This window comes from Rhizobium bangladeshense (assembly GCF_001662075.1).
GTDB classification, from domain to species: Bacteria; Pseudomonadota; Alphaproteobacteria; order Rhizobiales; family Rhizobiaceae; genus Rhizobium; species Rhizobium bangladeshense_B.
The window spans coordinates 223,172-242,338 of sequence record NZ_LYPL01000002.1; the positions used below are offsets into that span (position 1 = coordinate 223,172).

The following is a 19,167-nucleotide window of genomic DNA, read 5'->3' on the forward strand; positions in this document are numbered from 1 at the left end:
TGCGATTCGTTGTCGGTGTTGACGTCGAAAGTGTCTGCCGGCTCTGAGTCCAAAAAGGAGCCTCCCCGGGGTAGGGAGGCTCAAGGCTGGCCGATCGGGACGATACGGCCCGGGAGGAGGTGGAAGAGGAAAGGAGCCTGCATCATAGAGGAGGGCTCCCGCCGGCGCTATTGGCCACCAGGACGGATCGATTACCAATGAGGAGGGGGGAACCTATACGCGCAGCCAAGACCCTTACGAGTGCGTTTGCGGCTTTCCCTGCGCGAGCATCAGCTTGTCAGCCATACGAGCGAGTTCGGGTAGGGATCTGGTACCCATCTTCTGCATGACTTGGCTGCGGTGAACCTTCACGGTAATCTCGCTCACGCCTAGATCGCTGGCAATTTGCTTGTTGAGCCGTCCGGTCACCACCAAAGCCATCACCTCGCGCTCCCGCGGCGTCAGGCTATCGAAACGGGCGCGCACCGTCGCCAATGACCTTTCATTTTCAAGCCACACGCGGTCACGCGCCAGGCCGACGTGAACGGCGTCAAGCAAATCCTGGTCTCGGAACGGTTTCGTTAGGAACTCGACGGCGCCGCCTTTCATCGCCTGGACAGACATGGGAATGTCGCCGTGCCCGGTGATGAAGACGATCGGCAGCTGAATATTTTCTCGCGACAGCTCAAGCTGAAAATCAAGGCCGCTTTGCCCCGGCAGGCGGACATCGAGCACGAGACAGGTCGGTCCGCTGGGTCGCCCAGACCTGAGGAAGTCGCCGACCGAAGCAAGGAGGTTGACGGCAAAGCCGACGGACCGCAGCAGACTGCCAAGCGCCTCACGGATCTCCGGGTCATCATCGATGACAATGATGGTTGCTGGCGCCTCGGTCAATTGTCAGAACTCCCAAGCTGATTCGACATCTTGGGAATATATACTATCGCCCCCCACTGCAGCGGCAGCGGGCGAAGCCAACCAGCATAGAGCCGGTCACGCGATGAGAACACTCCTCCTGTCTCCTTCGCTATTGCCGAAACGGGTCTTCTTGCGCACACCAGAATGCGTGATAATTATCTCGGCCACAAGGCTAGATGCGGGCGGCCCTAAAAGCGCTTGCGCGCCCAACTGTCTGCCGTGGCATGTCGATGGCCGGCGATGCCGTGCTCGTCGCGCAAGTCTTAGACACGCTATACGATTGTATAGCTTGCGACGCCTTTGTCACCGTTCGATACTAAATCCATCCATTCAAGCGCGCCACAACGCTAATCCGGCACAATGCCGGTCGGCGAAGTTGGGAGGCGGCAGTGTCAACCAAGAGACCTTTGATTGCGATCGTCGACGACGACGAGTCGATGCGCGACTCTATAAAAGGGCTCATGAGGTCGATGGGATTTGACGCCAAGTCCTTTTCATCCGCAGATGATTTCTTGATATCTCCTCATGTCCGCCGCACGGCCTGCCTCGTGACGGACATCAATATGCCTGGAATGAGCGGACTCGATCTGCACCGCAGGCTCGTCGCGCTGGGCAAGAGCATTCCGACTATTCTGATCACCGCCTTCCCGGAAAAGAATATGGGCGCGTCAGCGTTGGGGGCTGATGTCGTTGGCTGCCTGACAAAACCGTTCAACGGACAGATTTTGCTTGATTGCATCCGTTCTGCGCTGACTCTCGACGGCGAGAGCGAAAGCGGTTCATGAGGTCGCAAAGACCTTCAGAGGCAAAACGCGCTGCTTGGACCCGCAAGCATTGGGCCTCAGGGCCCGCCGGCAACTGCCTGCAGCATCTCCAACTGCAGGATGCCGGTCGCGACTGGAGCCTCGGCGAAACCTCGATCCACTGGCACTCGGTCTTTGCCGCCCTCGGCCAGCTCGACAGCAATCCGCGCCTGATCATCAAGATCAAGGACAAGCCGAAATCCCGGCTTTCGATGCCTATTCGCCTGGATGGGCCATAACCGATGGCAGAAGGGACTTGTGGCGCGCGCCCTCACGAAAACCGCGTAATGACGCTGATGCCCGTCGCCTCCGCCTTGTCGAGCGCCATCAGCGCCGGCACGGCCTCCTCGAGGTTGATGCGCCGTCCGATCAGCTTCTGCGGCGCGATCTTGCCGGCCGCCAGCATCGACAGCATGGCGTCGTAGCGCCAGGCCTGCATGCCGTGGCTGCCGTAGATCTCCAGCTCGTTGCTGATCACTTGCGCCATCGGGATTTGCGGTGTCGCGTGCTCGGCGAGCATCAGCCCCACCTGCACATGCCGGCCGCGGCGGCGCAGGTTCTTGATCGAGTTGAAGCAGGTTACGGGATGGCCGAGCGCGTCGATTGAGACATGCGCGCCGCCCTTGGTGATCTCGCGCACCGCCTCGGCCACGTCGGCAACGCTTGAGGCATTGACCGTCGCCACCGCGCCGCACTCTCTGGCGAAGGCGAGTTTCTCCTCCGAAATATCGATGCCGATCGCATTGGCACCGAGGGCGGTGGCGATCATGATCGCCGACAGGCCGACGCCGCCGCAGCCATGCACGGCGATCCATTCGCCGGGTCCGGTGCGCGCATGGTCGGCGACGGCGCGAAACGAGGTGGCGAAGCGGCAGCCGAGGCTTGCCGCCGTCGCATCGTCGATCGTATCGGGCAGGTGCACCAGATTGGTGTCGGCATAGTCGATCGCCACATATTCGGCGAAGGAGCCCCAATGGGTGAAGCCCGGCTGGAACTGGTTCGGGCAGATCTGCTGGTTGCCGGAATGGCATTCGCTGCAATGGCCGCAGCCGGAAACGAAAGGCACGGTCACCCGGTCACCCACCTTGAAGCGCATCACACCGCGGCCGGTGGCGACGACTTTTCCGGCAAGCTCGTGCCCCGGCACATGCGGCAGGCGGATATCGGGATCGTGCCCCATCCAGCCGTGCCAGTCGCTGCGGCAGAGCCCGCTGGCGCCGACTTCTATGACGACGCCATCCTCTGTCGGCGTCGGATCGGGCAGGGTGCGGATTTCGGGCGCCTGCTCGAAGGCTTCGTAATACATGGCTTTCATCGGCGTCCTCCTTCATGTCTTTCCGCTCGATCGTCCATGATGCCATGCGGCAGGCAGCCATTCCAACAGAGATTCCATCATTTTTGCTGATGTACCCATCGCCGACGCTGCAGCTGTCGCGCACGAATATTGCGGCCGGGCGCTGTCCCCCGGCATTTTCTTGCTTCCGTATTTCCGGCCGGGATTTGTCCTTGACCCGGCTTGCCGCCGGGGCTTTTGCTTTCCCGGATTCGCAAGGGAGAGCAGCAATGGCCGTCGATACATCACCGCGTTCCACCACCTGGACCCACATCGACGGGGAATGGCTTCCCGGCAATCCGCCGCTGATCGGGCCGACCTCGCATGCGATGTGGCTCGGCTCCACGGTCTTCGACGGCGCTCGCTGGTTCGACGGCATCGCCCCGGATCTCGATCTGCACTGCCAGCGCATCAACCGCTCGGCGCTCGCCATGGGCCTGAAGCCGGTGAAGTCGGCCGAGGAGATTGCCGCGCTCGCCTGGGAAGGCGTTGGCAGATTCGACGGCGCGACGGCGATCTATATCAAGCCGATGTATTGGGGCGAACATGGTGCGCCGGGCAGCATCGTCTCCGTCGATGCGGCATCGACCCGCTTCGCGCTCTGCCTGTTCGAGGCGCCGATGGGCGGCCATGCCGGCACCAGCCTCACCGTTTCGCCCTATCGCCGCCCGTCGCCGGAAACGGCGATGACCGAGGCGAAGACCGGCTCGCTCTATCCCAACAGCGGCCGCATGATCGCCGAAGCCCGCAGCCGCGGCTTCGACAATGCGCTGGTGCGCGATCTCAACGGCAACGTCGTCGAGACCGCTTCTTCGAACGTCTTCATGGTCCGCGACGGCGTGGTGATGACGCCGGCCGCCAACCGCACCTTCCTCGCAGGCATCACCCGCGCCCGCGTCATCGGCCTGCTCCGCAAGGCCGGCTTCGACGTCGCGGAAGCAACCCTCTCCGTCGAGGATTTCCTCGCCGCCGACGAAATCTTCACCACCGGCAACTATTCCAAGGTCGTCGGCGTCACCCGCCTCGACGACCGCAACCTCCAGGAAGGCCCGGTCACCCGCAAGGCGCTGGATCTCTACATGGACTGGGCCCACGGCAAAAGCGAGAGTGAGGAGTGAGCCACGATCCCGCGAAGCGGGAGCAATCGATCCAGTGAATCGATTGCAGTGGCGAACGCCCGAAGCGCAAGCACCTCTCGCAGGGCACGTCCCCTCGCCCCGTTTACGGGGAGAGGGTTAGGGTGAGGGGCAATTTTCTTGCTGTGAGGGCAGCCTAAAGTCCGGATGGCTGCCCCTCACGTCATCCACCTCCGATGTTCCGCAAATCTCTCCGCCAAGAGATCGATAAACAGCCGCACCTTGGTCGGCAGGTGGCTGCGGTTGGGATAGACGGCGTTGATGTTGAATTCCACCGGCCGGTAGTCCGGCATGATCTTCACCAGTCGCCCTTCGGCGATATCGTCGAACACCACGAAACTCGGCGCCAGGAAGATGCCTTTTCCGTTCAGCGTCAGGAAACGCAGCATCTCCGCGCTGTTGGAGACGACGTTGCCGCCGATCTTGACGCTCTCTTTGTTGCCATCGCCATCCTCGAAGCGCCATTCGTCGCCATAAGGATAATAGGCATATTGTAGGCAATTGTGATCGGCGACCTCGGCCGGCGTCTTCGGCATCGGGTGGCTCTCGAAATAGGCCCGCGAGCAGACGAGCATATGGCGCCAGGGCGTCAGCTTGCGGGCGATGAGCGAGGAGTCCGGCGGCGGCACGGTGCGCATCACCAGGTCGTAACCATCCTCGATCATGTCGACCATCCCTTCGCCGACGCTGAAATCGAGCGCGATCGACGGATAAAGCTCCATAAATTCGCTGACCACGGGCAGCAGGAAACGCACGATGGCGCTGCTGGTATAGACCTTCAGCGTGCCGCGCGGCGTCGTGCTCAACGCGCCGGCCGTCCTGTCCGCCTCATCGAGCTCGGCGAGGATCTGCGATGAGCGCTCATAATAATATTTGCCGGTTTCGGTGAGGCTCACCTTGCGCGTCGTGCGGTTGAGCAGCCTGACACCGAGCCGCTCCTCCAGCGATTGCACATGATTGCCGACCATGGTGACGGACATGTTGAGCCGGCGCGCGGCGGCGGAAAAACCGCCGCATTCCACCACCCGGCCAAAGACTGCAAGGCTTGTCAGCCGATCCATATTGCCCTCGGATTATCCGCTGAGAGTTGATGATCCTTCCCGATATAAGCAGATTATCAAAGTGAATGGCAGAGCGCATCTTTCCTCGCATCGCACAAGCCTCGCCGAAACGGGGCGCCAGACGAAGGAAGAGACGATGGTCGAACTACCCCGCAAGCAGGATTTCGAAAGTGCCGGAGAGGCCGAGCGGATTTTGGCCGAGGAAGCCGCCCGGGCGCCGGCCGCCGAGGCACCTGCGATGCCCGCTGCCGAAACCCCGGTTGTCGCAGCGCCTGAAAAGACCGGCCGCAGCATCGTCAAGCGCGCCGTCATTGCCGCCGCGCTGCTTGCCGGCGTCGCTTTCGCGGGCGATTTCGGCTACCGCTACTGGACCGTCGGCCGCTTCATCGAATCCACCGACGATGCCTATGTGAAGGCCGATTACACCACGGTCGCCCCGAAGGTCGCCGGCTATGTCAGGCAGGTGCTGGTCAGCGACAACGACGTGGTCAAATCAGGCCAGGTGCTGGCCCGCATCGACGACCGCGACTTCCAGGCCGCACTCTCGCAGGCGAGAGCCGATCTGAAGGCGGCCGAGGCCGCCATCACCAATATCGATGCCCAGATCGCCCTGCAGCAGTCGGTCATCGGGCAGGCCAGGGCGACGACCGACGCCTCGCAGGCCTCGCTCGATTTTGCCGTCTCCGACGCCGCGCGTTCGGCCCGCCTCATCACCAACGGCGCCGGCACCCAGTCGCGCGCCGAACAGACCCAGTCGGCCCGCGACCAGGCGGCTGCCGCCGTCGAGCGTGACCGGGCTGCCCTCGTTGCGGCTGAGAACAAGGTGCCGGTGCTGCGGAGCCAGCGCGACCAGGCGGTTGCCGAGCGCGACCGGGCGGCCGCGGCCGCCCACCAGGCCGAACTCAACCTGTCCTATACCGACATCGTCGCCGCCGTCGACGGCACGGTCGGCGCCCGCTCGATCCGCGTCGGCCAGTATGTCACCTCGGGCACCCAGCTGATGGCCGTCGTGCCGCTGCACGCGGTCTATGTCATTGCCAATTTCAAGGAAACGCAGCTGACCTATGTCCGTCCCGGCCAGTCGGTCGAGATCAAGGTCGACAGTTTTCCCGATATGTCGATCAAGGGTCATGTCGACAGCGTTTCGCCGGCAAGCGGTCTCGAATTCTCGCTGCTGCCGCCTGATAACGCCACTGGCAACTTCACCAAGATCGTCCAGCGCATCCCCGTCAAGATCGTCATCGACGACGAGGCTTTGAGCGGAATGCTGCGCTCGGGCATGTCGGTCGAGCCCGAAGTCGATACCAAGGCTGCGCAAAGCGAGGCGTCTCAGGCCTCCGGAGAGGAAGAGCCGGGATTCTCCAGCCACGCTGGATGATCCTTCTCATCCCAAAATATCGCCGAACCGCGTCATTGAGAAAGTATTCCGCAACAGCCGGAAGGAGATAGGTCATGGCCACTCTTCAGATCGCCGCAAACGGCAATTCGCTTGCGCGCCCCGCCGCTGCAGCGCCCGCCACACCTGCCGCCATGAGCCCGCTTCGCATGTGGTCGGCCGTTGTCGGCTCGACGCTCGGCGCCTTCATGGCGGTCCTCAACATCCAGATCGTCAATGCCTCGCTTGCCGATATTCAGGGCGCCATCGGCGCTGGCACCGATGACGGCGGCTGGATCTCGACCTCCTATCTGATCGCCGAGATCGTCGTCATCCCCTTGAGCGCCTGGCTGGCGCGGGTCTTCTCGCTGCGCAACTATCTGCTCACCAACGCCATCCTCTTCCTGATCTTCTCCGTCGCCTGCGCCTTCGCGGCTAACCTGCAGCAGATGATCATCCTGCGCGCCATTCAGGGCTTTTCCGGCGGCGTGCTGATCCCGATGGCCTTTACCATCATCATCACGCTGCTGCCCAAGGCCAAGCAGCCGATCGGTCTGGCGCTCTTTGCCCTGTCGGCCACTTTCGCACCGGCCATCGGCCCGACGATCGGCGGTTACCTCACCGAAAACTGGGGCTGGGAACATATCTTCTACGTCAACCTGGTGCCCGGCGCGCTGATGGTTGGCCTGCTCTGGGCCTCGCTCGATCGGGCGCCGATGAATCTGAAACTGCTGTCCAAGGGCGACTGGCCGGGCATCGTCACCATGGCGATCGGGCTGGCGGCCCTGCAGACCGTGCTGGAAGAGGGCAACAAGGAAGACTGGTTCGGCTCCGATTTCATCCTCCGCCTGTCTGTTATCGCCGCTGTCTCGTTGAGCCTGTTCATCGTCATCGAGCTGAGAACGGCCCAGCCGCTGTTGAACCTGCGCCTGCTGCTGCGCCGCAACTTCGGTTTCGGCATTGTCGCCAACTTCCTGCTCGGCATTGCGCTTTACGGTTCGGTCTTCGTGCTGCCGATCTACCTCACCCGAATCCAGGGCTATAATTCCGAGCAGATCGGCATGGTTCTCGCCTGGACCGGCATTCCGCAGCTGCTGCTGATCCCGCTGGTGCCGCGCCTGATGAAGCGGTTCGACGTCCGCCTGCTGATCGTCGTTGGCTTTGCCCTCTTCGCCGCCTCGAATTTCATGAATGTGCACATGACCGGCGACTATGCGAGCGACCAGCTCTTCTGGCCGAACATCGTCCGCGCCGTCGGCCAGGCGCTCGTCTTCACGCCGCTCTCGGCGATCGCCGCATCAGGCATCGAGAAGGAGAATGCCGGTTCGGCCTCGGCGCTCTTCAACATGATGCGCAATCTCGGCGGCGCGGTCGGCATCGCCTCGCTGCAGACCTTCCTGTCGAAGCGCGAACAGTTCCACTCGAACATCCTGACGCATTCGGTCTCGGTCTTCGAGGAAGCCACCCGCGATCGCATCGCCAAGCTGACCGGTTATTTCATGAGCCATGGCGTCAGCGATCAGGCGCTCGCCAGCCACAAGGCCGTCGTCGCCATCGCGCTCGAGATACGCAAGCAGGCCAATATCATGGCCTTCAGCGACACCTTCTTCCTGCTTGGCGTCGCCCTCGTCGTCGCCCTGCTGGCAAGCCTGTTGCTGGAAAAGCCGGGTCAGCTCTCCGGCGGCGACGCCCACTAACCCGTCTCCGGGAGGAGAACACTATGACATCAGCAATCCATGCTCCCGATCTCGGCCAGGTTCAGCCAAAGACCACTGGTCATGCCGTCAGCACAGGCGCGCTGCTCTCGATCATCGAGTGGCTTTCCGGCGACGAATGCCACGCGCTCGATGAAGCCGGCCTCGTTTCCGGCCTCGGCCGCCGGCTTCAGGCGCTCGGCCTGCCGGTCGATCGGTTGACCCTGCATCTGATGACGCTGCATCCGGAATTCATCGGCCGCACCATCGCCTGGGCGCCGGGCGAGCCGGTCGAGATCCACGACCGGGAACACGGCGCGCGGGTCGCTATATCAAACACACCGCTGCGCAAGGTCATGGAAACCAGGGAGCCGCTGATCGTCGGGCCTGGCGGAAGCGTCCATGGCCGCTGGCAGCATATCGATGTCTTTGCCGATCGCGGCCTGATGCAGCTCGTCATCGCGCCGCTCTGCAATGTCGACGGCCCGGTCAGCGCCGCCGTCTTCGGCACCAGGCGGCCGGGCGGTTTCACCGTCTCGGAGCGTCAGGTGCTCGAGCGAATCCTGCCGGCGCTGCGCAACACCAGCGAGCTGCGCATTCTTCGCCAGGTCGAGCTCAGCCTTCTCGATACCTATATCGGTCCGCTGACGGCAAGCCGGATTCTGGCCGGCTGCATCCGCCAGGGCGAGATCGAATCGATGGAGGCAGCCCTGCTGCTCTGCGATCTGCGCGGCTTTACCGAGCTGTCGAACCGGCTGCCCGGCAGCACCGTGCTCGGCTTGCTCAACGCCTATTTCGATAGGATCGTGCCGGCCATCACCCGCGAGGGCGGCGAACTGCTGAAATTCATGGGCGACGCCGTGCTCGCCTTCTTCCCCGGTTATGACGCGGCCCATTCCTGCGGCGCCGCTCTTGCCGCGGCCCGTGCCATGCTCGATGAGATCGACCATTTCCAATATGAAGGCATCGGCGTGAAGGCCGGCATCGCCCTGCATTACGGCGAAGTCAGCTACGGCAATATCGGTTCCGGCCGCCGCCTCGACTTCACCCTGATCGGCCGCGACGTCAACCTGGTCAGCCGCATCCAGACCACCTGCGGCGAACTGGGAGAAGCCTTGCTGATGTCAGCGCCGTTCCGCCGGGACGCCGGGGCAGGGGATGTGGTGTCGGTCGGGGCGCATAGGCTGAAGGGGTTCGCCGATCCGGCGGAGCTGTTCACCATCGTGAAGTAGGTGTGCGGTGGATGCATGGCAGGTCTGCCCGAAACGGTTTCGTCTTCTCCCATCTTTTCGCCATAGTGGCGCCGGAATTCCGTAAGCGGGGAGGAGGAGCTTATGACCGTGCTGTTCGACGAACAAGGCGAGATCATCCGCGAACTGGGTGTTGCCGCCGATATCGATCCTGAGCGGGAGATCGAACGGCGAACCGCTTTCCTCAAGGATTATCTCGTCGGCTCGGGCATGCGCGGCTACGTGCTCGGCATCAGCGGCGGCGTCGATTCGCTGACGGCGGCCTTGCTGGCTCAGAAGGCGGTGCGCGAGCTGCGTGGCAGCGGCCATGCGGCCGAATTCATCGCCGTCCGCCTTCCCTATGGCGTCCAGGCGGACGAGGCGGATGCGGAGAGGGCGCTTGCAACGATCGACCCCGACCGCTCGATAGTCGTCAACATCAAGGCGGCGGCGGATGCGATGCTGGCCGCCGCTCAAGATGGCGGTCTTGCCTTTGCCGATGCCGGCCGGCAGGATTTCATTCTCGGCAATATCAAGGCCCGGCAGCGGATGATCGCCCAGTTCGCTTTGGCCGGTGCGCTCGGCGGCCTCGTCATCGGTACCGATCATGCGGCCGAGGCGGTCATGGGCTTCTTCACCAAGTTCGGCGACGGCGCTGCCGATATTCTGCCGCTTGCCGGCCTCAACAAACGCCGCGTCCGCCTCTTGGCCAAGCGGCTCGGCGCACCCGACGAGCTGATCTTCAAGGTGCCGACCGCCGATCTGGAAGACCAGCGGCCGCTGCGCCCCGACGAGGAAGCCTATGGCGTCAGCTATGACGAGATCGACGATTTTCTCGAAGGCCGGCCGGTCGGCGAGATCGCCCGTCGCCGCATTCTCGCCGCCTATCGCGCCACCGCCCATAAGCGCGCGCTGCCTGTGGCAATCAACGCGCTCTGAGGAGCGTTTACGGCTGCACCGGCACGCCGGTCCAGTCTGACGAGGCGAGATAGGCATTCGGCGCAAAATAGACGCCGTCGGCATCGAAGGCCTCGAGATCCTCGGCCCGTAGCGCTTCGCGCACCTTCGGGCGTGCCGCCACACGGGCCATGAAGCCGTGCAGTGCCGGCCATTGCTTGAGATTGATGTCCGTCCAGGGCGACCAGTTCAGGCAGACGAAGAGATAGACGTCCGCCACGGTGAAGGCCTCGCCGGTCAGGTAGGGTCCGGCAAAACGGCCGCTCAGCCAGGAAAGCCGCTTTGCGACCTGGGCGCGGATCTGCGCATGTACGCTGGCATAAGCCGGGTCGAACAGCAGCACCATCGGCTTGTGCAGTTCGGCGGATATGAAATTCAGATAGGATTGCACCTCGTGGCGTCTGAGGTTGCCGACCTCGGGCAGCATCGCGGCGCCTTGCGGCACGCTGTCGGCGAGGAACTGCGCGATTGCCGGTCCCTCGGTCAGCACTTTGCCGTCGTCGAGCATCAGCGCAGGCACATAGCCGTTGCCGTTGATGGCGAGATAGTCCTTGCCGTCGCTCGTCCGGTGGGTCTCCCGGTCGACCTCGACGAGCTCGATATCAAGCCCCAGCTCCCGGCAGACGATATGCGGCGAAAGCGAGCAGGCAGCGGCGTTCATATAGAGTTTCATGGCGATTTCCTCTCTCATGCAGGCGGTCGGTGCCCGCCTGTCCGATGTCATTGAACATCTGTACTGTTTCGCATAAAATAACCTTCGTCAAGAATTTAATGCGAAGTGGTACAAAATATGAAGGATGAGAAAAAGCGCGGCCGCCCGAGGGCCTTCGACGCCAAGGCCACGCTCGCCAAGGCGCGGGACGTCTTCTGGGACAGGGGTTTTGCCGCCGCCTCGCTCGACAATCTCAGTGCGGCGACCAACCTCAACCGCCCGAGCCTCTACGGCGCTTTCGGCGACAAGGAGGATCTCTATCTCGATACTTTGGAGGGTTATCGGCAGGACGGCATGGATGCACTGGCCCTGGCGCTCGACCCGTCGCTGCCGCTGCGCGACAATCTCGCCCGCGTCTATGAAGGTGCGCTGGCGGTCTATCTGCACGGTGAAACCGCCGCGCGCGGCTGTCTGCTGATCGGCACGGCAACCGTCGAGGCGGTCGAGCGTGAACGGGTCCGCGAGGTGCTCGGCCGCAGCCTCAGCGATTTCGACGGCGAGATCGAAAAGCGCATTCGCCTTGCCGTCGAAAGCGGCGAGCTTTCCGAGAGCGCCGATCCGCAGATGCTGGCAAGGCTCGCCTCCGCCGTCATGCATTCGCTCGCCGTGCGCGCCCGCGCCGGCGACAGCCGCGAGACGCTGGAGGCAATCGCCCGCTCAGGCGTCGAGCTGATCTGCGGCAGCGCGCGCAGCTGATCCCGATCCGGCCTCGATCATTCTGGGCCGCACTATCCAGGCATAGGCCGCACCGGCGACAAGCAGCACCGCGGTGCTGAGGAAAACCGCCCGCATGCCGATATGGCCACCGACGAAGCCGCCGAGGACGGGGCCGGCCACCTGGCCGACATATTGTGAGGAGATCGACAGCCCGAGAATGCTGCCGGCCGCGCTATCGGGCACGCTGTGGCGGATGACGGCAGCGATGCAGGGCAGCAGCCCGCCGAGGGCGGCCCCCATCAGGAAGCGCAGGACGATCAGCTGCCAGGAACTGGTGACGAAGGCCTGCGGGATCAGTAGCAGCCCGGCGGCGGCGAGCGCCCCTGCAATGACCGGCCAGTGGCCGATCCTGTCGGCGAGCCTGCCGAGCCAGGAGGCCGAGAGAATGCTGCCGAGCGCCGCCGCCGACATCACGAGGCCCGAGATCATCGTCACCTCAGTTGCATCAGGCACGATCTGCGCGACATAGACGGTGATGATCGGCTCGATCGACATATTGGCGAACATCAACAGCAGGCCGGTCGCCAGCATGGCGACGACAGGCCGCTTGTCGCTGATTGATTTCCAGCCGCCGCTCGCTTTGGCCGCCTGTTTGCGGGCCGGCGACTTCTCTTCCTTGATCAGCAGGATGGTGGCGAGAAAGGCGAGGAAGATCATGGCCCCGGCGGCCAGAAAAGTGCCGCGAATGCCGATGACAGGCGGTAGCGCCCCGCCGATGAGCGGTCCGACGAGATTGCCGGCCATGATGCCGGACGAAAGAACGCCGAGCGCCCAGGCCGAGCGGTCCTTCGGCGTTTGCGTCGCCACCAGCACCATCGAGCCGGAGGCATAGCCGCCGGCCAGGCCGACGAAGAGGCGCAGCGCCACCAGCTGCCAGACATTGCCGGCCATGCCCATCAGCGAGATCGCCACCGTCATGCCCAGGCTGGCGCGCACCAGCATCAGCTTGCGGCCATAAATGTCACCGAGCCGCCCCCAGAGTGGCGCCACGAGGGCGGCGGCCAGGAAGGTGGCGCCATAGGCGATACCCGACCATTGCACGATCGCAGCATGGTCGGCCACACCGAGTTCCTCGACATAGAGCGGCAGGAAAGGCAGCAGCAGGGTCATCGCCACGATTGTCGTGAAGGAGCCGATCAGCGAGACGGCGAGGTTGCGCTTCCAGTGGATCGAGCCCGTTCCAGCGCTGGCCGCGTCCCATTGCGTATCGGTCATTCTTTGCCTCGGCATCGATCCTGCTGCGCAGTTGCGCCGGAATCTGGATCATCTCAGGTAAAAGTGCTAGAAGACAACTGATTGTGACATGCAATCAGTTAATCGGAGGATATTCCATGAACGAGATGCGCACGAAGCAGCAGGCCGTCCGTGATCTCTACGCCGCCTATCTCGAAGACCGCAAGGATAAAGTCGGCGCCATGCTGACGGAGGATTTCACCTTCTCCAGCCCGCGCGACGATCATATCGACCGGGCGACCTATTTCGAGCGCTGCTGGCCAAAGGAACCGTTCTTTCGCGATATCCACATCGAATTCCTGGCCGTCGACGGCGACGAGGCAGTCGTCCGCTATCGCGCCGAAAAACTGGACGGCGGCAGCTTCGGCAATATGGAGAGCCTTCGCTTCCGCGGCGACAAGATCACATCCGTAGAAGTCTATTTCGGGCGGAATCTCTGACCGCGGCTGAGGCGGTTACAGGAGCCGTATTGCCGACGTCGTGATGATGACCATCGAGACTGCCACCATCAGCGCCCGCACCGGCAGCCGCCTGACGAGAATGGCGCCGAAAGGGGCGGCGATGACACCGCCGATGATGAGGCCGATCGCCGAATTGAGCTCAGACCAGCCGAGCGTCACGACGAAGGTGACCGAAATCGTCAGGGTCACGGCGAATTCGGTGAAATTGGTCGAGCCGATCACCCGCTTCAGGTCGTGACCGCGCCCGACAAGCGTGCTGGTGACGATGGGACCCCAACCGCCGCCGCCGATCGCATCGAGAACGCCGCCGAAAAAGCCGACGGGCGGCACAGCCCAGTCGCGCACCTCGCGCCGGATCTGCGGACGGAAGGCCTTGTAGAGGATCAGGAGGCCTATCGCGATCAGATAGGCCGATACGAAGGGCTCGATCACCTTGCCGTCGATATTGGCAAGCAGATAAGCCCCGATTGCGCCGCCGATCATGCCGGCAGGCGCCAGCCGCGCCACCAGCCGCCAGTCGACATTGCGGTGATAGGCATGCGACAGGCCGGACGCCGCCGTTGTGAACATTTCGGTCACATGCGTCATCGCGCTGGCATTGGCCGCCGGCACCCCGAAAGCCAGCAGGCTCGTCGTCGACAGCACGCCGAAGGCCATGCCGAGCGCGCCATCGACGATCTGTGCGCAGAAGCCGACGGCGATGAAGAAGAAGATATCCGATGTCATGCGGTCCCCTCAGACGAACGGTAGCATCAGAATCCGCGATGCGGGATTTTTTTTTGCTCAGGCGGAAAGTCCGCGCTGTTTCAGCCGGACGATCTTGAAAAAGCCGTTCGGAAAGACCGGCAGAATATCGGCCGCGGAAAAATCGCCGCGACGCTCGGCCCAGGCGAGGATGCGGTGGATGCGGAAGGCGGAGGACCAGCCGATGTGGCGCACCAGCGGCGCCACCGCCGCTTCGATTGCGCCCTGCAGGCCGGCGCCGTCGCCGAGCTTGCTCGCCAGGATGATCTCGCCGCCCGGCCTGAGCACCCGGGCGCATTCGTCCAGCGCCCGCTCGGGCTCGGGAATGAGCGTGATGACGAAGGGCAGGCAGACCACGTCGAAAGACTGGTCGGCAAAGGCGAGCGCATGCGCATCCATCACCTCGAGCGCCTGCACATGCTGCAGCTTTTCGCGCCGTACCTTTTCGCGCGCCCGGGCAATCATATGTTCGGAAATGTCGATGCCGGTCACCCGGCAACGGCTGGGATAGTGCCCGAGCGTCAGGCCGGTGCCGACGCCGATTTCCAGAATATCGGTGCCGGCCGCAGCGGCAAGGGCGGCAAGCTTGCGGTGGCCGTCGCGCAGGATGCCGCGGTAGACGCGGTCATAGACCGGTGCCCAGCGCTGATAGATTTTCTGCTGATCTTCCGCCCGGTTGCGAAGTTCCGACATGCCTAAGCCTCCTGCGCACAACCCCCGAGAATCGGAATCAATTTTTGAAAAGGATCATGCATTTATCACAAACATAGAGCGCCTCGGCGCCTCTCACAGACGCGCGGCGCTCTAAAAACCCGGCACCTCAACTCCTAAGGGTGGGCTTGGGTTCCGCCCGGAAGGTGACTGGCGTCACAAACCGTGACCGCGGCCGGCTATTTGGCCGGCGCCAGCCCAAGCTTCTTGGCATCCATCGCGCTGCCGATCTCGACCGACTTTTCCTGCTTGTCATAGACGCAGATCTGGGCGACAAGCCCCTTGGCGCCCTTCGGCTTTCCCGTCACCAAAGCGAGCCCGTAATGGGCGGTGCCGAAAGGATCGACACTGACGGCTGGCTTTTCGAGCGCGACCGCCGCCTTCCTGCATTTGGCCTCGACATCGGCCGCGAACTGCTGCCAGGCCTCGTCGGAGGAGGCATGGGCCGCGCCGGCGAGACAAACAAGCGCGGCTGCGGCCGGAAGCTGGATTATATTCCTGTACATCTCGGATCTCCCTTGTTGTGCATTGCGCTCGAAGCGGTTTTGCGGGCGGGCATGTCAGGCGATTTGAGCGTGCGATTCCAGCTCTGAAACTGAGGCAAATTTTCCTCCGGCCGATCGTTTTTTGATATTTCGCCGGTTGCCTCTCCCCCATTCCCCTCCTATGTTCCGCCTCACCTGCCGATGACGCAATCTATTGCCAAGAGGAGATCTGACATGGCTTTCGAATTGCCTGAACTTCCCTATGATTACGAAGCCCTTGCCCCCTTCATGTCGAAGGAAACGCTGGAGTTTCACCACGACAAGCACCATAAGGCCTATGTCGACAACGGCAACAAGCTCGCCGCCGAAGCCGGCCTTTCCGATCTCTCGCTCGAAGAGGTCGTGAAGAAGTCCTTCGGCACCAACGCCGGCCTCTTCAACAACGCCGCCCAGCACTACAACCACATCCATTTCTGGAAGTGGATGAAGAAGGGCGGCGGCGGCAACAAGCTGCCGGGTAAGCTCGAAGCGGCTTTTGCCTCCGATCTCGGCGGCTATGACAAGTTCAAGGCCGATTTCGCCAATGCCGGCGCTACCCAGTTCGGTTCCGGCTGGGCCTGGGTTTCCGTCAAGAACGGCAAGCTCGAAATCTCCAAGACCCCGAACGGCGAAAACCCGCTCGTTCACGGCGCCACTCCGATCCTCGGCGTCGACGTCTGGGAACACTCCTATTACATCGACTATCGCAACGCCCGCCCGAAATACCTCGAGGCCTTCGTCGATAGCCTGATCAACTGGGACTACGTCCTGGAACGCTACGAAGAAGCCACGAAGTAAGCGGCACGGGACTTGCAGGCTTCCGCGGCGATGTCTCGGCCTCTTTGATCTTGCACCCGGCGTTCTCCCGAACGCCGGGTGTTCGTTTTCGCATCCCGTCGTCACACCCCTGTCACCGGCCGCTCCTAATCACGCCCCATGTCCTCTTCCGCTCTTCCCCTGTTCCGCTTCGGCATCATCGCCGATCCGCAATATGCGGCAATCCCCCCGCATGCGGGCATGGACCGCTACTATGCCAACAGCCTCGCCAAGGTCGCCGAGGCGGTCGAGATCTTCAACGGCGAAGATTTGAGCTTCGTCATGACGCTCGGCGATGTTATCGACCGCAGCTTCAAGAGCTTCGACGAGATCCTGCCGGTCTATGAGAAGCTGAGGCACGAGGCGCTCTTCCTGCTCGGCAACCATGATTTCTCCGTCTCCGCGGGGCACCTCTCGGAAGTCGCCACACGTCTCGGCATGCCGTCGCCCTATTACAGCTTCTCCCGCCACGGCTGGCGCTTCATCATGCTCGACGGCAACGAGGTCAGCACCTTCGCGCCGCCCGAGGGCCATCCGCACCGCGCCCTTGCCGCGCAAATGCTGGCCGAGCTGGAGGAGAACGGCGCCAGCAATGCTCATCGCTGGAATGCCGCGCTGAGCAACGCGCAGTTCGCCTGGCTGACCGATGAAATCGCCAAAGCGGCCGAGGCGGGCGAAAAGGTGATCGTCATGAATCACTATCCCGTGCATCCGCCCAGTGAACACGGCATGTGGGACAGCGACCGCATCGTCGCACTGCTCGCCTCTGAGCGCCATGTCGTCGCCTATTTCAACGGTCACGACCATGTCGGCAATTACGGCATGGCCGGCGCCTGCCACTTCGTCAATTTCAAGGGCGTGGTCGACACTGAAAGCGAAAACGCCTTCGCCATCGTCGAGGTCTACGCCGATCGCCTCGAAATCCGCGGCTTCGGACGCGAGGAGAGCCGGACGCTGGCTCTATAACAGGAACAAAACCAAGGTATGCGGGGTGCCTCTCCGAAGAAGCGCTCAACGCTCCAACGGTGAGTTTCGCGGAACGCAATCCCACCCTCCGTCATCCTCGGCCTTGAGCAGCCTTGAGCCGAGGATCCATGCCCGCTGCTGATAGAGACGAAGGTGGATCCTCGGCTCAAGGCCGAAGAGGAGGAGAGGGCAGATGTCGGCAGTCCTTTGGCGGACGTCGAAGAACTGCCAGGCACAAGTGCGCTTCCCCGGGCCGCATGACATTGACCTCCTGCTCGGGTCTTAAACGCCGCCAGACGTGTTCGCACAATGCCTGCCCATCACCCCGCCACAGCCTTCTCCGCCCACCCGCTCGTCCACAATTCCCGCAGCCTGTCACCGTCGCCCTTGAAGAACTCCTCGCTTACCGCGCAGCGCTCCACCCGGTCACTGCGGAAATTGCGGATCGCCTGGCGCAGCTCACACCAGGCGACGATGTTGGCGGTCTGCGAATAGTAGATCAGCGCGATCGGCTGGATCGTCCGCTCGCTTCCGCGGCCGAGTTCGTCGCGGTAGGCGAGCATCAGCTTGCGTTCGTCGCGGATCGCCCGGCGCACGATCGCAAGGTCGAAGCCGGCCGGCTGCGCGATCGAGCCCCAGGCATAGAGCGCCTTGGTGTCCATTGCCTGGCGCAGCGGCGGCGGTACGGCGCCAGCGATCTTCTGGTTGACCCGGCGCGCCGCCTGCTTCAGCTCCTCGTCGGCGGTGCGTTCGAGCAGCGCCAGCGACAGCACGATCGCCTCCATCTCCTCGATCGAAAACATCAGCGGCGGCAGGTCGAATCCCGGCCGCATGATATAGCCGATTCCGCGCCCGCCTTCGATCGGCACGCGCATCGCCTGGAGTGCGGCGATGTCGCGATAGATCGAACGCACCGTTACCTCGAGCGTCTCGGCCATCACAGCCGCCGTCATCGGTTTTCTGGCGAGCCGCAGGATCTGAATGATCTCGAAAAGCCGCGAGGCCTTGCGCATTTTGCCCCTCCCATCCTTCACGCTCCTGACAATACACTGTCAGTTGGGTTTGCGTATAGAGCCGCCTATCGGATTGAAATCTCTTAGGGTCTCCAAAACGCCCCACCGAACGACAAGGCGGTAACTGACATGAATTACCACGAAAACCTCTGGCTCTTCTTCACCCTTCTCTTCGGTATCATCATCGTGCCGGGCATGGACATGCTCTTCGTGCTCGCCAATGCGCTGACCGGCGGTATCCGGCGGGGGCTGGCGGCAACCGGCGGCATCATGGCCGGTGGCGCAGTGCACTCGGCCTACGGCGCGGCCGGTGTTGGCGTGCTCGTCACCATGCTGCCGCAGCTGTTCAACGTCCTGCTCTTTGCCGGAGTCGCCTATATGATCTGGATCGGCATTTCGCTGATGCGCAGTTCGATCACCGTCGAGGCGGTCGGGCCGGCAACGGCGGGCTCCGGCTGGCGGGCTTTCCGCCAGGGCGCCGTCACCTGTCTGGTCAATCCCAAGGCCTATATCTTCATGTTCGCCGTCTATCCGCAGTTCCTGAAACCGGAATACGGCCCGGTCTGGATGCAGGGCCTGATCATGGGGGCCATGACGATCGCCACCCAGTTCGCCATTTACGGCACGCTGGCGATGACCGCCGGCCGCAGCCGCGATCTTCTCGTCGGAAACCCCGATGCGACGGCCTTCGTCGGCCGCTGCGCCGGACTGCTGTTGGTTGCGGTCTCCGCGCTCAGCCTCTGGCAGGGTTGGAAAACTGCCTGAACCTGCGTGTATCACATTGTTTT

The 19,167-nt window shown here is 63.0% G+C and carries 20 protein-coding genes and 1 pseudogene; 12 read left to right on the top strand and 9 right to left on the bottom strand.

Going from position 1 to position 19,167, the window contains the following annotated elements; translation table 11 throughout:
• Positions 1 to 234: 234 nt before the first annotated feature.
• Positions 235 to 873, bottom strand: a complete 639-nt coding sequence (locus A7X77_RS05045; protein ID WP_064681912.1) for a response regulator transcription factor — start codon at positions 871 to 873, stop codon at positions 235 to 237.
• 410 nt (positions 874 to 1,283) lie between these two features.
• On the opposite strand from A7X77_RS05045, the gene A7X77_RS05050 reads away from it, so the two are divergent.
• The gene (locus A7X77_RS05050; RefSeq protein WP_064681913.1) at positions 1,284 to 1,679 is read left to right on the top strand and encodes a response regulator transcription factor; all 396 of its coding nucleotides are present in this window, start codon (positions 1,284 to 1,286) and stop codon (positions 1,677 to 1,679) included.
• Between the two features lie 65 nt (positions 1,680 to 1,744).
• Positions 1,745 to 1,936: pseudogene (locus A7X77_RS05055) on the top strand (hypothetical protein); the annotation flags it as partial.
• Positions 1,937 to 1,968: 32 nt separating this feature from the next.
• Here A7X77_RS05055 and A7X77_RS05060 read toward each other — a convergent pair.
• Positions 1,969 to 3,012, bottom strand: coding sequence for a zinc-dependent alcohol dehydrogenase family protein (locus A7X77_RS05060; protein WP_064681915.1), 1,044 nt, complete (start codon positions 3,010 to 3,012; stop codon positions 1,969 to 1,971).
• Between the two features lie 248 nt (positions 3,013 to 3,260).
• Here A7X77_RS05060 and A7X77_RS05065 point away from each other — a divergent pair, with 248 nt between their 5' ends.
• Positions 3,261 to 4,148 carry a branched-chain amino acid aminotransferase gene (locus tag A7X77_RS05065; RefSeq protein WP_064681916.1) on the top strand — a complete coding sequence of 296 codons (888 nt, stop codon included), beginning with the start codon at positions 3,261 to 3,263 and terminating at the stop codon, positions 4,146 to 4,148.
• Between the two features lie 176 nt (positions 4,149 to 4,324).
• On the opposite strand, the gene A7X77_RS05070 is transcribed toward A7X77_RS05065, so the two are convergent.
• Positions 4,325 to 5,227 (bottom strand): LysR family transcriptional regulator, encoded by a 903-nt coding sequence (locus A7X77_RS05070; RefSeq protein WP_064681917.1) that lies wholly within the window; start codon positions 5,225 to 5,227, stop codon positions 4,325 to 4,327.
• Between the two features lie 136 nt (positions 5,228 to 5,363).
• Between A7X77_RS05070 and A7X77_RS05075 the strand changes: the two genes are divergently transcribed.
• From A7X77_RS05075 to nadE, 4 genes are all read left to right on the top strand, one after another.
• The gene (locus A7X77_RS05075; protein ID WP_064682314.1) at positions 5,364 to 6,605 is read left to right on the top strand and encodes an HlyD family secretion protein; all 1,242 of its coding nucleotides are present in this window, start codon (positions 5,364 to 5,366) and stop codon (positions 6,603 to 6,605) included.
• 74 nt (positions 6,606 to 6,679) lie between these two features.
• On the top strand, positions 6,680 to 8,299 hold the full coding sequence (locus A7X77_RS05080) for an MDR family MFS transporter (RefSeq protein WP_064681918.1): 1,620 nt from the start codon (positions 6,680 to 6,682) through the stop codon (positions 8,297 to 8,299).
• 23 nt (positions 8,300 to 8,322) lie between these two features.
• Positions 8,323 to 9,528 carry an adenylate/guanylate cyclase domain-containing protein gene (locus tag A7X77_RS05085; protein WP_064681919.1) on the top strand — a complete coding sequence of 402 codons (1,206 nt, stop codon included), beginning with the start codon at positions 8,323 to 8,325 and terminating at the stop codon, positions 9,526 to 9,528.
• 102 nt (positions 9,529 to 9,630) lie between these two features.
• On the top strand, positions 9,631 to 10,464 hold the full coding sequence (gene nadE, locus A7X77_RS05090; RefSeq protein WP_064681920.1) for an ammonia-dependent NAD(+) synthetase: 834 nt from the start codon (positions 9,631 to 9,633) through the stop codon (positions 10,462 to 10,464).
• A gap of 7 nt (positions 10,465 to 10,471) precedes the next feature.
• On the opposite strand, the gene A7X77_RS05095 is transcribed toward nadE, so the two are convergent.
• Entirely contained in the window at positions 10,472 to 11,155 is a 684-nt protein-coding gene (locus A7X77_RS05095; protein ID WP_064681921.1) for a glutathione binding-like protein, read from the bottom strand.
• Between the two features lie 117 nt (positions 11,156 to 11,272).
• Between A7X77_RS05095 and A7X77_RS05100 the strand changes: the two genes are divergently transcribed.
• On the top strand, positions 11,273 to 11,890 hold the full coding sequence (locus A7X77_RS05100; protein WP_064681922.1) for a TetR/AcrR family transcriptional regulator: 618 nt from the start codon (positions 11,273 to 11,275) through the stop codon (positions 11,888 to 11,890).
• On the opposite strand, the gene A7X77_RS05105 is transcribed toward A7X77_RS05100, so the two are convergent.
• A complete protein-coding gene (locus tag A7X77_RS05105) occupies positions 11,852 to 13,126 on the bottom strand; it encodes an MFS transporter (RefSeq protein ID WP_064681923.1) in 1,275 nt (424 codons plus the stop codon). The genes A7X77_RS05100 and A7X77_RS05105 overlap by 39 nt on opposite strands.
• Positions 13,127 to 13,242: 116 nt before the next feature.
• On the opposite strand from A7X77_RS05105, the gene A7X77_RS05110 reads away from it, so the two are divergent.
• The gene (locus tag A7X77_RS05110) at positions 13,243 to 13,584 is read left to right on the top strand and encodes a nuclear transport factor 2 family protein (protein WP_064681924.1); all 342 of its coding nucleotides are present in this window, start codon (positions 13,243 to 13,245) and stop codon (positions 13,582 to 13,584) included.
• A gap of 15 nt (positions 13,585 to 13,599) precedes the next feature.
• Here the strand turns inward: A7X77_RS05110 and A7X77_RS05115 are convergent, their stop codons facing one another.
• The 3 genes from A7X77_RS05115 to A7X77_RS05125 form a co-directional block, all read right to left on the bottom strand.
• The gene (locus tag A7X77_RS05115; RefSeq protein WP_064681925.1) at positions 13,600 to 14,331 is read right to left on the bottom strand and encodes a sulfite exporter TauE/SafE family protein; all 732 of its coding nucleotides are present in this window, start codon (positions 14,329 to 14,331) and stop codon (positions 13,600 to 13,602) included.
• Between the two features lie 57 nt (positions 14,332 to 14,388).
• Positions 14,389 to 15,042: a class I SAM-dependent methyltransferase gene (locus tag A7X77_RS05120; protein WP_064681926.1), complete on the bottom strand. Its 654-nt coding sequence runs from the start codon at positions 15,040 to 15,042 to the stop codon at positions 14,389 to 14,391.
• 197 nt (positions 15,043 to 15,239) lie between these two features.
• A complete protein-coding gene (locus A7X77_RS05125; protein ID WP_064681927.1) occupies positions 15,240 to 15,566 on the bottom strand; it encodes a hypothetical protein in 327 nt (108 codons plus the stop codon).
• A gap of 213 nt (positions 15,567 to 15,779) precedes the next feature.
• Here A7X77_RS05125 and A7X77_RS05130 point away from each other — a divergent pair, with 213 nt between their 5' ends.
• The gene (locus tag A7X77_RS05130) at positions 15,780 to 16,382 is read left to right on the top strand and encodes a superoxide dismutase (RefSeq protein WP_064681928.1); all 603 of its coding nucleotides are present in this window, start codon (positions 15,780 to 15,782) and stop codon (positions 16,380 to 16,382) included.
• Positions 16,383 to 16,520: 138 nt separating this feature from the next.
• A complete protein-coding gene (locus A7X77_RS05135; protein WP_064681929.1) occupies positions 16,521 to 17,366 on the top strand; it encodes a metallophosphoesterase in 846 nt (281 codons plus the stop codon).
• A 320-nt stretch (positions 17,367 to 17,686) separates the two neighbouring features.
• Here A7X77_RS05135 and A7X77_RS05145 read toward each other — a convergent pair whose 3' ends face one another.
• Positions 17,687 to 18,379 carry a helix-turn-helix transcriptional regulator gene (locus tag A7X77_RS05145; protein ID WP_064681931.1) on the bottom strand — a complete coding sequence of 231 codons (693 nt, stop codon included), beginning with the start codon at positions 18,377 to 18,379 and terminating at the stop codon, positions 17,687 to 17,689.
• A gap of 129 nt (positions 18,380 to 18,508) precedes the next feature.
• Between A7X77_RS05145 and A7X77_RS05150 the strand changes: the two genes are divergently transcribed.
• Entirely contained in the window at positions 18,509 to 19,144 is a 636-nt protein-coding gene (locus A7X77_RS05150; protein WP_064681932.1) for a LysE family translocator, read from the top strand.
• The last annotated feature ends 23 nt before the right edge of the window (positions 19,145 to 19,167 follow it).

What these genes read in the sequence shown, in the direction of transcription:
- A7X77_RS05060 (WP_064681915.1), bottom strand. Translation starts at nt 3,012, where the DNA reads ATGAAAGCCATGTATTACGAAGCCTTCGAGCAGGCGCCCGAAATCCGC.
- A7X77_RS05065 (WP_064681916.1), top strand. Translation starts at nt 3,261, where the DNA reads ATGGCCGTCGATACATCACCGCGTTCCACCACCTGGACCCACATCGAC.
- A7X77_RS05070 (WP_064681917.1), bottom strand. Translation starts at nt 5,227, where the DNA reads ATGGATCGGCTGACAAGCCTTGCAGTCTTTGGCCGGGTGGTGGAATGC.
- A7X77_RS05075 (WP_064682314.1), top strand. Translation starts at nt 5,364, where the DNA reads ATGGTCGAACTACCCCGCAAGCAGGATTTCGAAAGTGCCGGAGAGGCC.
- A7X77_RS05080 (WP_064681918.1), top strand. Translation starts at nt 6,680, where the DNA reads ATGGCCACTCTTCAGATCGCCGCAAACGGCAATTCGCTTGCGCGCCCC.
- A7X77_RS05085 (WP_064681919.1), top strand. Translation starts at nt 8,323, where the DNA reads ATGACATCAGCAATCCATGCTCCCGATCTCGGCCAGGTTCAGCCAAAG.
- nadE (WP_064681920.1), top strand. Translation starts at nt 9,631, where the DNA reads ATGACCGTGCTGTTCGACGAACAAGGCGAGATCATCCGCGAACTGGGT.
- A7X77_RS05095 (WP_064681921.1), bottom strand. Translation starts at nt 11,155, where the DNA reads ATGAAACTCTATATGAACGCCGCTGCCTGCTCGCTTTCGCCGCATATC.
- A7X77_RS05100 (WP_064681922.1), top strand. Translation starts at nt 11,273, where the DNA reads ATGAAGGATGAGAAAAAGCGCGGCCGCCCGAGGGCCTTCGACGCCAAG.
- A7X77_RS05105 (WP_064681923.1), bottom strand. Translation starts at nt 13,126, where the DNA reads ATGACCGATACGCAATGGGACGCGGCCAGCGCTGGAACGGGCTCGATC.
- A7X77_RS05110 (WP_064681924.1), top strand. Translation starts at nt 13,243, where the DNA reads ATGAACGAGATGCGCACGAAGCAGCAGGCCGTCCGTGATCTCTACGCC.
- A7X77_RS05115 (WP_064681925.1), bottom strand. Translation starts at nt 14,331, where the DNA reads ATGACATCGGATATCTTCTTCTTCATCGCCGTCGGCTTCTGCGCACAG.
- A7X77_RS05120 (WP_064681926.1), bottom strand. Translation starts at nt 15,042, where the DNA reads ATGTCGGAACTTCGCAACCGGGCGGAAGATCAGCAGAAAATCTATCAG.
- A7X77_RS05125 (WP_064681927.1), bottom strand. Translation starts at nt 15,566, where the DNA reads ATGTACAGGAATATAATCCAGCTTCCGGCCGCAGCCGCGCTTGTTTGT.
- A7X77_RS05130 (WP_064681928.1), top strand. Translation starts at nt 15,780, where the DNA reads ATGGCTTTCGAATTGCCTGAACTTCCCTATGATTACGAAGCCCTTGCC.
- A7X77_RS05135 (WP_064681929.1), top strand. Translation starts at nt 16,521, where the DNA reads ATGTCCTCTTCCGCTCTTCCCCTGTTCCGCTTCGGCATCATCGCCGAT.
- A7X77_RS05145 (WP_064681931.1), bottom strand. Translation starts at nt 18,379, where the DNA reads ATGCGCAAGGCCTCGCGGCTTTTCGAGATCATTCAGATCCTGCGGCTC.
- A7X77_RS05150 (WP_064681932.1), top strand. Translation starts at nt 18,509, where the DNA reads ATGAATTACCACGAAAACCTCTGGCTCTTCTTCACCCTTCTCTTCGGT.